Source organism: Variovorax sp. GW460-12-1-14-LB1, assembly GCF_059423605.1.
Genome location: NZ_JBWKYF010000011.1, coordinates 48,810 through 61,803, shown reverse-complemented (window position 1 = coordinate 61,803; position 12,994 = coordinate 48,810). Strand labels below are relative to the sequence as shown.

Here is a 12,994-nt window from a genome sequence, read left to right as displayed (position 1 = left end):
GGCCCTGACATGACTTCTCCCGTTGACACCTCTGTCAAGTACTTCACGAGCGCAATGGCCAACGCCCCCGTGCTGAGCGGCACCGTCGGCTCGATGATCGCGCTGCTCGACGCGTGCCTCAAAGACGGTTTCGACACGAAGACTCTGACCTCGCTCGTCGTCGTCGGCGGTGTTGCGACAGCGACCTACACCGGCACGCATGCATCGCTCGTCGACGCGGTCGTGCAGATCGCAGGCGTCACCGGTGGGCCGGCGGGCTTCGCGGGCCTGAACGGCGAGCAGAAGATCACCGGCATGCCAGGCGCGACGACACGCACGTTCGCGACTGCGCTGCCTGACGGCACCTACACCGGCACGATCACTATGAAGGTGGCGCCCGCCGGCTGGCTCAAGCCTTTCAGCGGCACGAACCTCGCAGCGTACAAGTCGGCCGATGTTGCATCGACCGGGATGCTCCTGCGAGTGGACGACACGGCCACAACGCAGTGCCGAGTGATCGGCTACGAGGCCATGTCGGATGTCAACACGGGTGCGGGTCCTTTCCCGACGACGGCGCAGATTTCAGGAGGAGGGTACTGGCCTAAAAGCACCGTGGCTACGTCGGCCCCGGTTGCGTGGGTGTTGGTCGCCGATGGCCGTACTTTCTTGATCCACATCGCCCCCGGTCTGCCGCAAAGCCCATCCTTTATGCAAGGCTGCACAAGAGGGTTTGGCGATGCCATCGCTCTCAAGCCGGGAGGCGATGCATTCGCATGTTTTCTGAGCCACTCGGTTCAACCCGGCTCTGCTTCGATGTACGACTCTGCGCTGGATGGCACGCAGGCGTCCGGCTACGCTGTCTTTCCTCGCTCTTTCGCTGGCGTGGGGTCCGCTGCACAGCACTTTTGCTTGCCGTACACCGGCCAGAACATTCTCTCGGGTACGGACCCCACGTTTGGTTCGTTTCCGAGCCTGGTGGATGGCTCACTCAAGCTCAGCCGACGCTATTTCACAACAACCGTCACCACGGCGCCGCCGCGGGCGGATTGCCCCGGTCTCGTGAGTTCCCCGCAGACTTTGCTTTTCGATAGCTTTCGCATGAACGACCGCATCCCAGGGGCCGGCGCTTTTGCGGGACGCACTCTCGTGGCGTTGAACCCGACGCAGGCTTCGATGTCCGGCACGCCGACCACTGGAAACACCGGGGCGTCTTTCGTCGACGTGACCGGCCCTTGGCGGTAACGCAGGATGGCCGCACATCGTTATTGGCGCGCGCTCGGTTTCGAGGCCTATGGACTTGTCGGCTTGGAGCTCAGCGAGTTCCATCTGCTCTCAGGAACTACACGCGTCGACGCATCGGCGACGTTGACGAGCAACATCGCGCCAACGTCGGGCGCGCTTGCGAATCTGCAGGATGACGACCTAACAACAGGGGCCCTGTGGTCGGCGAGCGCCGTTTCGGCACTTGTGATGGCGTGGGATGCGGGCGTCGGAAATTCGATGGACGTGTCGGACATCCGGTTCGGCTCGGGCAGCGATGCCGTGAAGTTCCCATTGGCCGCACGTCTTCAATTCTCGGACGACGCTTCGACCTGGACCGACCTTCTCCTGCTGGCAGGCTTCACCTGGCCCGGGCCCCGTGCAAAAACGGACAGTGTCGACGCCACAAACGTATGGTCCTTTGTGGATCGCGCGCGGACATGGTCGACTTTGAGCGCGGATCAGTTGGTGCTCGGAACGGCCAACGCAACCTCGGGCAAAGGCCTGGTCTACAAGTCCACGGGGAAGCTTCAATTTGAGGTGACGGTCACTTCGATTGCGCCGTCCGCAGACTTTGCCGTAGGAGTGGGCACCGCAGCAGCCAACCCGAGCACCTACGTGGGCAGCGGCGCCGGGAGCTACGGATACAACCGCAACGGCAACAAATACCTCGCGGGGGCGGCTACGCCCTACGGCACTGGATTCGTTGCGGGGGACGTGATCGGAGTCGTGATCGACTTTGCCGTGGGGTCCTTGACGTTCTATAGGAATGGTGTGTCTCAGGGCGTGGCGAGCGCCACGGGGCTGCTGGGCTTGACCTTGGTGCCCTACGTGGGGACGACCAGTGCCGCACAGGCGATGTCGACTGCGACGTTGAAAGGCTCGGGCTTCACCTACCCGGTGGCGGGGGTGTCCGACTGGTCGGAAGCACCTCTGATTCGACGCCACAACATCATGAGGGGGCGCGCTGCGCTGGCCAGCGACATCGTGAGTATCAACACGCTCGCAAGTATTGTGAAACCTCTCTCGGCGATGGTCCTCGACCACTTGGGAAAGAGCCGGCGAGAGTACAACTACACCGACTCTTGGGCGCTTGGCGTCGGTCGGATCAACGGAACGGTCAAAGAGGACGGCTCGCCCGACGTGCCCGTGCGCCGATTGGTTCGGCTCATCCGCGAACAGGACGGTACGGTCATTCGGGAGCAGTGGAGTGACCGTGTCACGGGTGCCTATCAGTTTGACTACGTCGACGAGCGCAAGCGGTACACCGTCATCAGCTACGACTACGAGCATGACCATCGGGCGGTAGTTGGCGACAACCTCGCGCCCGATCTCATCGAGACGCCCGTCACCCCTGTGCCCGAGTTGGCACTGAGAGGTGCGTCACCGCTTCAGGAGATCACCACGGCCACGGCGATCGCGCTGGTCGTACCGAACACGACGCAGGTGGGCGACCTTCTTGTCGCCATCGTTTCCGTTCGGTCGTCGGCCGCCGCGACGCCCGCCGGCTGGACATTGCGTTCGTCGTCGGGCGGGGCCACGGGCTCGGGCGCAACAACCGAGGTTCACGTCTACACGAAGACCGCGGTCGCGGGAGACGGCAGCACGACCGCGAGCTACACCTTCGGGCAGACGAGCAATCTGCGGTTGCAAGGGCAGATGCTGGCGCTCTCAAGCCCGACCGGCACCCCGGCGTTTGCAACCGAAGGGCACCTCGTCAAGAACAGCACGAGCGACGCCTTCGTTGCAGTGCCGTCTGTGTCCTCGGCGGTCAGCAAGAACCAAATCGCCATCGCAGCCGCGACCTTCGTGGGCTACATCGGACAGGCAAAGATTTACTCGCTTGGCTGGACCGAGATCCCGCGCCCGCTGTCTTTGAGCAATGACAACCGCCTGGCGGTCGCATGGCGCCTTCTCAGCGTGTCGGAGGTGACGACAGGGCTTGCGACTACCGATCAGGTGACACCGGGCAATGCCATGACCTCCAGCGTCCTCATCTTCACGGACCCCTGAACTATGGCCTTCACGCACACCGTTGCCACAAACGACGCCATGCTGCTCGGCGTGGCAGCTCTGCTCGACGCGGATGCAGAGCCCGCCTATGCCATCCTGTACGAGGGCGTGACGGCTCTCGTGACGATGATCTTCGCGAAGCCGGCCGCCTCACTGGTCGCCCACGAGTTGGTCTTCGCGCAAGGGGACGCCACGGGCGACTTCATTCTTGAGCAAGGCGAGGCCGATGGCTTCGAGCTCTACAACGGTGCCGGCGCGTTGCTCGGCATAGGGGACGTGACCGACACGTTGGGTTCTGGCGCGCTCAAGGTCAGCGGCACCACGGGGACGCTGCTCTATGCCGGCGCCCGTGCGATCCTGGCCGAGCTGAAGATGGCGTGACGTGGCATCCGTCGACCTCGTCTTCCGCGCCGCGCCGCTTGCGCAGCCTGCACACCTCGTCTTCGGTGACGACGGCAGCAATCCGATCACCGATGCGCTCATCAGTGGCGCGATCACGCTTGCGAAGCCGACCCTGTCGGGCCGTGTTGCGCTCGGCATCGGTGTGTCGGGCGCGGTCGTGCTCACCAAGCCCACTTTGTCCGGCGAGGTCGTCTATCACTCGGACACGCAGCGGCCCCTTGTCGGCCGCACGCGCGCTCGTTTCCAAGACGCGTTGCCGATGGCTGTGGGCACGCAGGACCGAGCCCAGCGTGCGGCGCGCCTGCCTGTCGCCACAGAGGCCCGGTTTCAGTCTGCAGTCCCGCTGCGCGTTGGCGTGCGGGCGCGATGGGCCGACACGCAGCGCACCAGGCGTGCCTCGCGAGATCGGTTCCAAGAAGGAATGCCGCTGGGCATATCGGCCGTCTCGCGCTTTCAAGATTCACAGCGGCTACCGCTCGCCCGCGCCGTTCGGTTTCAAAACGGAGCACCGCTCGGCACGTCGGCCGTCGTGCGCTTTCAGGACGGGCGGAAGATCCGCAATCAAGCGCGAACCCGCTGCCAAGACGCGATCGCGCTGCACGCGGCCTTCGCAGAGCACGATGGCTATGGCCGTCCGATCGAGGTGGGCTCCCGCACCCGCTACCAAGACGCGATCAGGCCAGCCCCTGGCCTCAGTGACACGCCCATCCCACCCCGACCGGAGCCGTGCTACGTGCCCACCGGCAACCTCGTGTTCTCGGCGCTGTGGAGCGCGGACACCAACCTCGTTTTCATCTGCGAACGCCACGGGCCACGGCCCAGTGAGCCGGTCGTTGTTCCAGTTCGGAGGGTATACGTCGTGGAAAACCACATCACGCTGCACCGGGTAGACACCGGCGCAGCCATCGAGGCGGACGCCTTCAGCATGAGTCTCGATGTGGACTCGTGGACCTGGGCTTGGAGTGCGTCGCTGCCAGCCAGTGCTCTTGCGCTGATCGAGCCCGCCGGCGACGGCGACCCCGTTGATATCGAGACGACGGTCAACGGCGTGGCCTTCCGGTTGTGCGCCGAGAGCTACAGCCGAGAGCGCAGCTTTGGCAAGGCGCGCATTCGAGTGCAGGGCAGAGGGCGCAGCGCGATCCTTGATGCACCGTACGCGCCCACGTTGAACCACTTCAGCGCCGCCACGCTGTCCGCTCAGCAGCTCGCGGCGCTTGCGCTGACCATCAACGGTGTGGGCATCGGCTGGGATGTGGCATGGGGCCTCGAGGATTGGGGCGTGCCCGGCGGCACCTGGAACGTTCAGGGCAGCTACATCGCCGCGGTGCAGGACATCGTCCGCGCCGCCGGCGGCTACGTGCAGCCGCACCGCACGGACGCGACGCTGCGCGTGCTGCCCCGCTACCCGGCGACGCCGTGGACCTGGCACACGCTCACGCCCGACTTCGAGCTGCCGAGCGCCATCGCCAGCGTCGAGGGCATCGACTGGCGCAGCCTGCCGGCCTACGACCGCATCTTCGTTGGCGGCACCACTGGCGCAGGCGTGCTCGGGCAGGTGACGCGCGCAGGCACCGCGGGCGGCTCCGTCGCGCCAATGGTCACGCACCCGCTGATCACCAACGCGATCGCGGCACGGCAGCGAGGCCTTGCCGAACTCTCGAACACCGGCCGCCAGGCGCTCGTGACGCTGCGCATGCCCGTGCTGGCCGAGACCGGAATCATCCAGCCAGGTGCGCTCGTGCGCTACGTCGACGGGCCCGTCACGCGGCTCGGCCTCGTGCGCAGCACGGCCTTGAACTGGGATCGGCCGGTGCTGCGCCAGACGATCGGCCTTGAGACACACGTGAACTGACCCATGCGAAACATCTACCGCGTCTTCCTCGACCTGCTGCCGGCGCGCCCGCTGCAGGTCGGAACCATCACCGCGCTCGACGGCGAGGTGGCCACCGTCACGCTACCAGGGGGCGGACTGCTGACGGCCAGAGGCGCGGGTGCGATTGGTGACACGGTCTTCGTGCGCGACGGTGCGATCGAAGGCGAAGCGCCGTCACTGCCTGTCGAGGTCATTGAAATCTAAAGAGAAGGGGTACCTCATGGACATGGGCGACATCGCCGGCAATCCGATCGCACAGCTTGCGTTCCTCATTCTCTCGGCCGCCGGCGGCTATCAGGTGTGGCGCAAGCAGCAGCCAACCGATGCGAAGGAGCGGGCCGACAGCGAGGGGCAGATTGCCGCGCTCGGCACGTGGAAGGAGCTGCTCGAAGGCGAGCGCGCGGCGCGCGTGAAAGCCGAAGAGCGGGCCGACAAGTTCGCGGCCGAACGAAACGAAGCGTTGAAAGAGCTGTGGGAGATGAGGGGGCAGCTCAAGGCAATGAACGAAACCCTCGCCGCGCAAACGACCGAACTCGCCTCGCTGCGCGATCAGGTTCGTCAATTGAAGGAGCAGATCCATGCACAGTGATTCAGACAGCGCGCCGCTCGAGGACCTGCCGCGGGTCCGGCCGCCGCGCCAGTGGCGCCGGCTCTTCGAGACGCTATGCGTCATCGGAAGTCTCTTCCTCGGCGGCTTCGGTTCGGGCTACTTCTGGTCGACGCGCAACGCCGATGCGCAGCTACTGCGTCAGCGCAGCGACCACCTGGCCGAAATCGAGCGTCTGCAGCAGGCCTACGGGCAACGCATCGACCGCGCTGCTGGTGCCGTCGCTGATGCAGCCGTGGCTACTACCAATGCGGCAATGGCGACGACCAACGCAGCGGAAGCCGTGGGCGAGGCTGCGGATCAGGTCGGCACCGCGGCGAAAACGGCCACTTCCGCGGCGATCACCGCCAAGGCCGCGGCGAAGGCCACGGCCGCTGTACCCGTGCCGTCGTCGGCCGGGGCGGTCAACAGCACCATCAAGCGCGCGAACGAGAGATTGCAAGGGGGGCGCCCATGAAGGCCGTCGCCATCGTTTGGATTGCGCTGGTGTTGGTGGCCTGCGCATCGCCGCCGGCGCCAGTCGTTCGCGACTGCCCGGCCCTCCCGGTGCTCCCGGCCAGCCCGACCGCAGCGCAGCGCGGCCAGCACACCGAGGCCCTCGTCGCGCTCTATCTGCGCTGCGCGGGCGTGACGCCATGAATCGACTTTTCAACAAACTCTTGCCGGAGCTCTATTGCCCATGATCGACATCCAAACTCTCATCGACTGCACCGGTGCCGCGCGCGCGAATGCTGAGCGCTATGCCTGGCACCTCAATGACGGCATCGAGCGATTCGGCATCGCCTCGGCGAGCGCGGTCGCCTGTTTGCTCGGGCAGGTGGCCATCGAGTCCGAGGGCCGCGAGGGGCCGCTGTCGGTGGTCGAGGAAGACCTCTACTACACCTCGCCCGACCGGCTGCGCAAGATTTTTCCGAGCTTTTTCGTCAACGGCCGCTTCCGGGCCGAGGACTATGTGCGCAATCCGAAGGCGCTGAGCGAGGTTCGCTATGCAGGCTTCCACGGTCGCGGTCTCATCCAGCTCACCTGGCTCGACGCGTATCGGGCGGCCAGCGATGCGCTGGGGTTCGACTACGTGGGCAGTCCGGGCCTTGTGCTCGAGCCTCGGCACGCGGCGCTTACGGCGTGCTGGTTCTTTGCGGCCTACAAGGGCTGCTTGCCCGCGGCCGAGCGGGGCGATGTCTATGAGGTCACTGGCCGTGTGAATGGCGCAGCGCGCCTCAAATTGGCCGAGCGCAAGGCGATCACATCGCGCGCGTACAAGGTGCTGAGCAAATGAGCGCCGTGTCCCGAATCCTGCGTGATGCAGAGGGTGGCCGGCTCACATTCTGGTGTCCTGGCTGCGACGGTGCGCATCAGGTTGCCGTAGGCCCAGAGCTTCACGAGAACGATGCGCGCTGGGGATACAACGGCAATCCCGAGGCTCCGACGTTCACGCCTTCCATTCTCGTGCGCTCGGAGACTTGGACGCCGCCCGTGACGGCTGAGAACCTCGAGGAATGGCGGCGCGCGCCATGGCCTCAAGCGAAGGTGCCCACGGGGTGCCACTCGTATGTGACGGATGGCCGCATCCAGTTCCTCGGGGACTGCACGCATGCGCTTGCTGGACAGACCGTCGACCTTCCCGACTGGGCTGACGTATGACGAAAATTCTCGACATCGTTCCATCGTGGTTGTGGGCGCTGCTGCTGGTGTTGGCCCTGGCCGTGGTGGGCCTCGAGCGCACGCAGGTACTCAAGGCGCGGGCGGATGTGTCCAAGGCGCTGAAAGCCGTCTCCGATGAAAAGCTCGACCGCCAGACCGAGAACACCCGGCGCGCGCTTGCCGCGCTCGAGGACCTGCAACTCGTGCTCGCAATGCAGGCCGCCCATGCCAAAACTCAACAGGAAAACGTCAATGTCTATGAAAAGAAACTGGCCGCGCTCGATGGCCGCCGCCGTGTTGCTGCTGGCGATGCTGAGCGGATGCGCAAGCAATTCGCCGACTTCGCCGCCCGTGATCGGGACCAAGCCGCAAGCGACCCTGTTGCCTGCCAGCGTCTCGCAGATCGATCCGCGGTCCTCGGAGGTCTGGCTGCGCGAGGTGCAGAGCTACTTCGAAGCGGTCGACTCATTGTTGAGCAGCGAGACGCCGAAGTAGGGGTGTTGCTGGGGATCGTCGGAAATGATCGTGCACTGATGGGGCCGGCGCCGCGATAAACTTCGGGCTGATCGGGGCCTGAGAATCCCGACAGCGCCGACGCTACGTCGGCGCGTCGCCAGTCGGTCGAGCCGCTGGCGCCCGAGCTGCGCCAAGCGTCAACGGGGGATCACTTCAACGTGAAACCTAATGACGCGCAAAGCCAAACTCCGCGTGCTCCGTGAGAGCGCATTCTCGGCCCAAGGCCATCTTTGTTTCTACTGCCGGCACCCGATGTGGCGCGAAGGCGCGAAAGCGTTCGCGGCCGAGCATGGAATCTCGCGCGACCAGGCGCGAATGTTTCGACTGACTGCCGAGCACTTGACCGCGCAGATGGAAGGCGGGCGCACCATCGCTTCCAACATCGTGGCTGCTTGCCGCTACTGCAATCATGGCCGCCATGCGCTGTTCCCCAATAGGGCTCCCGACCCTGAGACCTATTCGGCTTTCGTGTTGCTCAGCGTCGCCGCTGGCCTTTGGCATGGGAAGGGAGCGGAGTCGGCTTTGCCGTGCGCAATGGTGGGGTGACGAGCGCCGGGAGACAATCCGGTTCTTTTCGAGGGAGTGCCGCTTGCCAACATCAGCCTACTCAAACAACTTTCGAGGGGAGTTCGACGTGTCGCAACTCCTGGGCCTCTTGGGTCACGCTGTTGACAGCGCTCAAAGTCTCGAGGTAATTCCTCAAGCGTTGCGTGATCAGGTGGCCGCCGATGTCGTCTGTCCCAGTTGCGGAGTAGGCGGGGCGAAGATGGTTCAGGCCGGGCGCAATCGCAAAACTGGCAGCCCCGTCAGCCAAGCGCATTTCCGCTTCCAATCCAATGCAGGAGGCAACGCGCACGACCCGCTTTGTGACTTCTACGATGACCGCGCTGGAAACAAGGGCGGCGACCACCTCATCGACTTTCGAAGCGCCCGATCCGAGCTCACCAGGCTGGTCGGAAGGCTTGTCTGCAGGGGCATCGCGCTCGAGTTGTTCTCGCAGCAGACGATGCGAGACATGCGGCAATGGTTCTTGAGTGTGAGGCGGGCAAATCAAGTGGTGATTCTGGACGTCGCGGAGAAAGTCGAGTGGTGCACCAGGGTGATCGCGCTGCGTGGAATCGGATCAGGTGATGTGGCTTTCCAGCCGGCGTTCGCAGAGATGCCAAACTTCAACTGGAAGGCCGAAGCGCGCCGAAGGGTTGAGGGTTGGCACCAGGCTTCTTTCAATCTCATCCATGGTCACTTTGGCGCTTTCTTCGCCGCGGGCAGCCTCAGTCGCATACGAGCGCTCGCACGCACCTATGAGGGAGTGCCGTTCTTCGACGTGAGGGTATTGGCCGATAAGTATCAATCCACCATTGCGCTCGCGCGGTTTATGTGCTCGCAATTGGACTTGGATAGGTCGCTTTGGGTCCATCTGCATCGCCACAAGGCGCCGGCGCCCTCGGTTGCCGCCATGGTGGCCTTCGCGGCTCTCTTGCTTTACATCTCGGAGTGGGACTCATCCAAGGCGGCCGAGCTCTTCGTGCGCATCGCTGTTTCGGATTTGCCGTTTGATCCGTTGGCCGGAAATCTCATCGGCCTGAACCCGTTCCATGACTTTCTCGCATGGGAGGCAATCATGATTGCTTCCGAAGTTCATATGCTGCGCGTCTCGGAAGAGTCGATGGACTCGCTGCTGCTGCGCGCGGAGGCCGAATTGCAGCAGGAGCATGAGACCTGGCGCCGGACCACCGGCGGATTTCGTTAGCAATGAAGCGTCTGGTCTGGGCGGTGCTTCATCAGCGGCCCTAGCACCCTCTTTGGAGGGGCGGAAAGTGACGAAGGCGCGCTTCAGAGGCGGATCTTCGATTCGTCAATGGGGGTTCTCTCGCTTCTCTCGGAGTTGAATTGCTACGGAAATAGAGATTGTCGTGAATGGATTTGCAAAAAATTAAGAAAGGATTTTGAAATGGAGGAAATTTGGGGCTTGCTGCGAGAGGATGCAATAATTCTTGAGGCGAAATTTAGAAAAGCATCGGCCGAGGGAAAGGGGACCTCTCAGGAGGTTGCAGATTTCCGCGAGCATGCGCTGCAGGATCTTGTGCAAAGATTTTTCCCATTTCCTTTTCGTGTTACGAAGGGGAAGGTTCGAGATTCTTTTGGTGCAATCGCGGATTCAGTTGATTGTGTTGTGTGTAATCCGACTCACCCGTTTACAGTGGATTCGCATGGAAAATTTTCGATTCTCTTGGCGGAGGGCGTGGAGTCGGCAATAGAAGTTAAACCTGATTTGAGTCAATTGGTTGAGCTAAATCGAGGGCTTGAGCAGGGGCTGTCGATCAAGAAATTGCGACGTTCGATAGTTCCCGTTCTTGAGCATTCGGGATGGGGCTACGAAAGAGCATCTCGTGTGCCTTTTGTGATCTTTGCCATGAAGTGCAAAGCAGATCCCTTGAATACTGGGCGAGAAATAATTGATTTCTATCGAGAGCGCGCCGTCGCGCCGTTAGATCAGGCGGACTTCATTGCGGTAAATGGAGTTGGAATCTTCATGAATAATTCGAATCCAGCGCAAAATGCTTGGAATGTACGCCAACCTCCCGATGCTCCGAAGGCTGGTTGGTATTTTGAAGAGTGGGCGGAAAATACCTTGGCAGGTCTAATTTGGCGGCTTCAGGATTTGGCGCCATCTGCAATTAGGATGCAACAGGGGTATTTTAAAAAATACCTGCACCCTATCGGTGGAAAACTGGGGGTCAGTTCTGTGCGCTACATCGGTCAGCCGGTTCCGATTCCTGGGTAAGGTCAGTCAGCAAAGTAGTTTTTCGTTCACGTTTGGACTTCGGCGCCGTACCGCGCAGCAACGATAGCTCGTCCGACAGCAATCCTGGGGTTCGAGCCCTCCTGCCAAGGCCCGCGGCCCTCCGGTAGCCGGCCACCGGGTCGGCCCACCACGATCGAGCACCATTGGTAGGCCTTGCCGGGCATGGGCGCGACGTGGATCGACTCGCGCTCGAGCAACTGGTCGAAGCCCGGCCAGGAGGTGGTGTACGCCGTGCCCGGCTCGTCGCCCAGGGCCTTCGCGATCCAGGCGTGCAGGGCGGCGCCGGCCAGCTCCGAGGTCTTCATTCCTCGGTTGAGACGAGCGACACCTCGGTGCCGTCGGCGGCGATCATGACGCCCGGCGTGCTGTCGGAAACTTCTATGCGCACGCCCATGTGCTCGAATCCATCGATGTTGGGGCCGCCGATGCCCTTCTTGCGCGTCTCCACGTAAACCGTGTGCTGCTCGGGCGTGAGGATGAATTTCTGGGGGTAGGCGTTGCCGTTCGCGCGCCAGTGCGCGATCAGCTTTTCGGTCATTGGGAGGTAGAGGCTTTGCATGGTGATCAGCCGCGCAGGATCTCGACAGGGCCGATGCCGCTGTAGACCGTCTCTCCGGTTTTCAGGTTGGTCACGACCCAGTGCTCGCCGGCCGCGCCGGGCGCGACCTTGTAGTCGCCGAGGGAGAGGGGAAGAGGGTGGTCGTCGCGCGCGGCGCCGCCGTACCAGACGGGCGTGCGCAGGATCGTGGTGGCTTCGGAGAAAAAGTCAGTCTGGCTCATGATCGAATTGTCGCTGTCGGCCCGCGGCGGCGCGGCGATACCACCCCTGGGTTGTATTCCGTGTTTACCGCCTGTGGGTGGTATTCCATCGATCATCGCGGCAGGGGGTAGGGCGGCAGCCCGTAGCCGACTCGGAATGCAGCGTCGTCCGCCGCGGCTTCGGGCTGCAGCTCGCACACCCATTCCTGGATCACCCAGCAGAACTCATCGCACTCGTAGCCGGAAAATTTCAATTCGATGCCGCCTGCGGAGATCAGGCGCGGCTCGAAGAGCAGGATCTCGCCGTCCTTGCCGCCGGACAGCGACAGGACCACCACCTTGCGCTCGTCGGGCGCCTCCCTGACCCTGGTGGTCATCGTTCCAGTGACTGGTGGCGCTTGTCGGTTCCAAGGCTGAATGCGCCCCTTGATGCGCCTTGTCCAAACTGTCGCTTTCACGGGGCCTCATCGCTCTTTGCTGTCTTCGGCAACAAGGCCGGGATTCCATACATCACGGCGCGGATGTGGTCGCCAGCGTTGCACTCGAGGTCGCCGTACCGGTCGCCAATGCGAGCACATCGCGCAACGACCTGTTCGGCGAAATCGAGCAGCGACGGGCGCATCGGTTCAGCCGGGCCCAGCTCGCCGGAAAACCGCGCGAAGGCTGTGAACTCGTCTTCAATTTCCATCGCCTTCGCGCACCCGCGCCTCGACAGTCTTCATTGCCGCCGCTCAGTCGATCCGAACAGTGCGCGGATGTAGTCGCCGGGCCTGACTTCGGCGTCCACGGGTCGATGGTCGATGGCCGCGGCGCACAGCTCTGCGATCTCGTGCCCGAAGGCCATCTGGTCCTGGTCGAGAGGGTCGCCCATCATGATGAGCCCGGAATCGACCGCCGCCTGGGTGAAGAAGGACTTGGGATCGCGCACAAGCTGTTCAGTCTCGGGCGAGTTCTTGAAGTGCAGCTGCGCCACTTCGGCGGGCGGCCTGTCGCCCACGACGGAGTGGAGCGTCTTGCCTTGGAAGATCAACTCCTCGTAGTCGGCGCGGCCATCTGCGAGAAGAACCCATTCGGCAGCAAAGGAGGAAATCCATTGCTCGCGCGGGAGGGGTACTGTGGTTTCGTCCATGTTGAACTC

Annotated in this window: 20 protein-coding genes; 14 read left to right on the top strand and 6 right to left on the bottom strand. The window is 63.2% G+C overall.

The features are described from left to right. Positions 1–9 precede the first annotated feature (9 nt). The 14 genes from AC07Y4_RS08240 (at position 10) to AC07Y4_RS08175 (ending at position 11,076) form a co-directional block, all read left to right on the top strand. Positions 10–1,221, top strand: a complete 1,212-nt coding sequence (locus AC07Y4_RS08240) for a hypothetical protein (RefSeq protein ID WP_495274348.1) — start codon at positions 10–12, stop codon at positions 1,219–1,221. A gap of 6 nt (positions 1,222–1,227) precedes the next feature. After that, the gene (locus tag AC07Y4_RS08235) at positions 1,228–3,252 is read left to right on the top strand and encodes an SPRY domain-containing protein (RefSeq protein WP_495274347.1); all 2,025 of its coding nucleotides are present in this window, start codon (positions 1,228–1,230) and stop codon (positions 3,250–3,252) included. A 3-nt stretch (positions 3,253–3,255) separates the two neighbouring features. Then, positions 3,256–3,633 (top strand): hypothetical protein, encoded by a 378-nt coding sequence (locus AC07Y4_RS08230; protein WP_495274346.1) that lies wholly within the window; start codon positions 3,256–3,258, stop codon positions 3,631–3,633. Position 3,634: 1 nt separating this feature from the next. Further along, positions 3,635–5,506, top strand: coding sequence for a hypothetical protein (locus AC07Y4_RS08225; protein ID WP_495274345.1), 1,872 nt, complete (start codon positions 3,635–3,637; stop codon positions 5,504–5,506). A 3-nt stretch (positions 5,507–5,509) separates the two neighbouring features. After that, entirely contained in the window at positions 5,510–5,731 is a 222-nt protein-coding gene (locus tag AC07Y4_RS08220; RefSeq protein ID WP_495274344.1) for a hypothetical protein, read from the top strand. 16 nt (positions 5,732–5,747) lie between these two features. Further along, positions 5,748–6,116 carry a hypothetical protein gene (locus AC07Y4_RS08215; RefSeq protein ID WP_095744669.1) on the top strand — a complete coding sequence of 123 codons (369 nt, stop codon included), beginning with the start codon at positions 5,748–5,750 and terminating at the stop codon, positions 6,114–6,116. Then, positions 6,106–6,591: a hypothetical protein gene (locus tag AC07Y4_RS08210; RefSeq protein WP_495274343.1), complete on the top strand. Its 486-nt coding sequence runs from the start codon at positions 6,106–6,108 to the stop codon at positions 6,589–6,591. The genes AC07Y4_RS08215 and AC07Y4_RS08210 overlap by 11 nt, the downstream gene beginning before the upstream one ends. After that, positions 6,588–6,773, top strand: coding sequence for a hypothetical protein (locus AC07Y4_RS08205; protein ID WP_495274342.1), 186 nt, complete (start codon positions 6,588–6,590; stop codon positions 6,771–6,773). The genes AC07Y4_RS08210 and AC07Y4_RS08205 overlap by 4 nt, the downstream gene beginning before the upstream one ends. Before the next feature lie 40 nt (positions 6,774–6,813). Continuing rightward, positions 6,814–7,410, top strand: a complete 597-nt coding sequence (locus tag AC07Y4_RS08200; protein ID WP_495274341.1) for a glycoside hydrolase family 19 protein — start codon at positions 6,814–6,816, stop codon at positions 7,408–7,410. Next, a complete protein-coding gene (locus AC07Y4_RS08195) occupies positions 7,407–7,775 on the top strand; it encodes a ubiquitination-like system serine protease family protein (protein WP_495274340.1) in 369 nt (122 codons plus the stop codon). The genes AC07Y4_RS08200 and AC07Y4_RS08195 overlap by 4 nt, the downstream gene beginning before the upstream one ends. Beyond that, positions 7,772–8,329 (top strand): hypothetical protein, encoded by a 558-nt coding sequence (locus AC07Y4_RS08190; RefSeq protein ID WP_495274339.1) that lies wholly within the window; start codon positions 7,772–7,774, stop codon positions 8,327–8,329. Before AC07Y4_RS08195 ends, AC07Y4_RS08190 begins: the two co-directional genes overlap by 4 nt. A gap of 130 nt (positions 8,330–8,459) precedes the next feature. Continuing rightward, complete coding sequence (locus tag AC07Y4_RS08185; protein ID WP_495274338.1) at positions 8,460–8,837, top strand: HNH endonuclease; 378 nt, start codon at positions 8,460–8,462, stop codon at positions 8,835–8,837. A gap of 88 nt (positions 8,838–8,925) precedes the next feature. Further along, positions 8,926–10,041 (top strand): hypothetical protein, encoded by a 1,116-nt coding sequence (locus AC07Y4_RS08180; protein WP_495274337.1) that lies wholly within the window; start codon positions 8,926–8,928, stop codon positions 10,039–10,041. Between the two features lie 201 nt (positions 10,042–10,242). After that, the gene (locus AC07Y4_RS08175; RefSeq protein WP_495274336.1) at positions 10,243–11,076 is read left to right on the top strand and encodes a DUF6602 domain-containing protein; all 834 of its coding nucleotides are present in this window, start codon (positions 10,243–10,245) and stop codon (positions 11,074–11,076) included. A 26-nt stretch (positions 11,077–11,102) separates the two neighbouring features. On the opposite strand, the gene AC07Y4_RS08170 is transcribed toward AC07Y4_RS08175, so the two are convergent. The 6 genes from AC07Y4_RS08170 to AC07Y4_RS08145 form a co-directional block, all read right to left on the bottom strand. Beyond that, the gene (locus AC07Y4_RS08170; RefSeq protein ID WP_495274335.1) at positions 11,103–11,402 is read right to left on the bottom strand and encodes a hypothetical protein; all 300 of its coding nucleotides are present in this window, start codon (positions 11,400–11,402) and stop codon (positions 11,103–11,105) included. Next, positions 11,399–11,656 carry a hypothetical protein gene (locus AC07Y4_RS08165; RefSeq protein WP_495274334.1) on the bottom strand — a complete coding sequence of 86 codons (258 nt, stop codon included), beginning with the start codon at positions 11,654–11,656 and terminating at the stop codon, positions 11,399–11,401. The genes AC07Y4_RS08170 and AC07Y4_RS08165 overlap by 4 nt, the downstream gene beginning before the upstream one ends. Positions 11,657–11,661: 5 nt before the next feature. Continuing rightward, positions 11,662–11,877, bottom strand: a complete 216-nt coding sequence (locus AC07Y4_RS08160; protein WP_495274333.1) for a hypothetical protein — start codon at positions 11,875–11,877, stop codon at positions 11,662–11,664. A 92-nt stretch (positions 11,878–11,969) separates the two neighbouring features. Then, complete coding sequence (locus AC07Y4_RS08155; RefSeq protein ID WP_495274332.1) at positions 11,970–12,233, bottom strand: hypothetical protein; 264 nt, start codon at positions 12,231–12,233, stop codon at positions 11,970–11,972. Between the two features lie 77 nt (positions 12,234–12,310). Beyond that, positions 12,311–12,544 carry a hypothetical protein gene (locus AC07Y4_RS08150; RefSeq protein WP_495274331.1) on the bottom strand — a complete coding sequence of 78 codons (234 nt, stop codon included), beginning with the start codon at positions 12,542–12,544 and terminating at the stop codon, positions 12,311–12,313. 30 nt (positions 12,545–12,574) lie between these two features. Next, positions 12,575–12,985 (bottom strand): hypothetical protein, encoded by a 411-nt coding sequence (locus AC07Y4_RS08145; protein ID WP_495274330.1) that lies wholly within the window; start codon positions 12,983–12,985, stop codon positions 12,575–12,577. Positions 12,986–12,994: the final 9 nt, after the last annotated feature.

Bases quoted from the DNA above. Each gene is read 5' to 3' on its own strand.
- AC07Y4_RS08240 (WP_495274348.1), top strand. From the start codon at position 10: ATGACTTCTCCCGTTGACACCTCTGTCAAGTACTTCACGAGCGCAATG.
- AC07Y4_RS08235 (WP_495274347.1), top strand. From the start codon at position 1,228: ATGGCCGCACATCGTTATTGGCGCGCGCTCGGTTTCGAGGCCTATGGA.
- AC07Y4_RS08230 (WP_495274346.1), top strand. From the start codon at position 3,256: ATGGCCTTCACGCACACCGTTGCCACAAACGACGCCATGCTGCTCGGC.
- AC07Y4_RS08220 (WP_495274344.1), top strand. From the start codon at position 5,510: ATGCGAAACATCTACCGCGTCTTCCTCGACCTGCTGCCGGCGCGCCCG.
- AC07Y4_RS08215 (WP_095744669.1), top strand. From the start codon at position 5,748: ATGGACATGGGCGACATCGCCGGCAATCCGATCGCACAGCTTGCGTTC.
- AC07Y4_RS08210 (WP_495274343.1), top strand. From the start codon at position 6,106: ATGCACAGTGATTCAGACAGCGCGCCGCTCGAGGACCTGCCGCGGGTC.
- AC07Y4_RS08205 (WP_495274342.1), top strand. From the start codon at position 6,588: ATGAAGGCCGTCGCCATCGTTTGGATTGCGCTGGTGTTGGTGGCCTGC.
- AC07Y4_RS08200 (WP_495274341.1), top strand. From the start codon at position 6,814: ATGATCGACATCCAAACTCTCATCGACTGCACCGGTGCCGCGCGCGCG.
- AC07Y4_RS08195 (WP_495274340.1), top strand. From the start codon at position 7,407: ATGAGCGCCGTGTCCCGAATCCTGCGTGATGCAGAGGGTGGCCGGCTC.
- AC07Y4_RS08190 (WP_495274339.1), top strand. From the start codon at position 7,772: ATGACGAAAATTCTCGACATCGTTCCATCGTGGTTGTGGGCGCTGCTG.
- AC07Y4_RS08185 (WP_495274338.1), top strand. From the start codon at position 8,460: ATGACGCGCAAAGCCAAACTCCGCGTGCTCCGTGAGAGCGCATTCTCG.
- AC07Y4_RS08175 (WP_495274336.1), top strand. From the start codon at position 10,243: ATGGAGGAAATTTGGGGCTTGCTGCGAGAGGATGCAATAATTCTTGAG.
- AC07Y4_RS08170 (WP_495274335.1), bottom strand. From the start codon at position 11,402: ATGAAGACCTCGGAGCTGGCCGGCGCCGCCCTGCACGCCTGGATCGCG.
- AC07Y4_RS08165 (WP_495274334.1), bottom strand. From the start codon at position 11,656: ATGCAAAGCCTCTACCTCCCAATGACCGAAAAGCTGATCGCGCACTGG.
- AC07Y4_RS08160 (WP_495274333.1), bottom strand. From the start codon at position 11,877: ATGAGCCAGACTGACTTTTTCTCCGAAGCCACCACGATCCTGCGCACG.
- AC07Y4_RS08155 (WP_495274332.1), bottom strand. From the start codon at position 12,233: ATGACCACCAGGGTCAGGGAGGCGCCCGACGAGCGCAAGGTGGTGGTC.
- AC07Y4_RS08150 (WP_495274331.1), bottom strand. From the start codon at position 12,544: ATGGAAATTGAAGACGAGTTCACAGCCTTCGCGCGGTTTTCCGGCGAG.
- AC07Y4_RS08145 (WP_495274330.1), bottom strand. From the start codon at position 12,985: ATGGACGAAACCACAGTACCCCTCCCGCGCGAGCAATGGATTTCCTCC.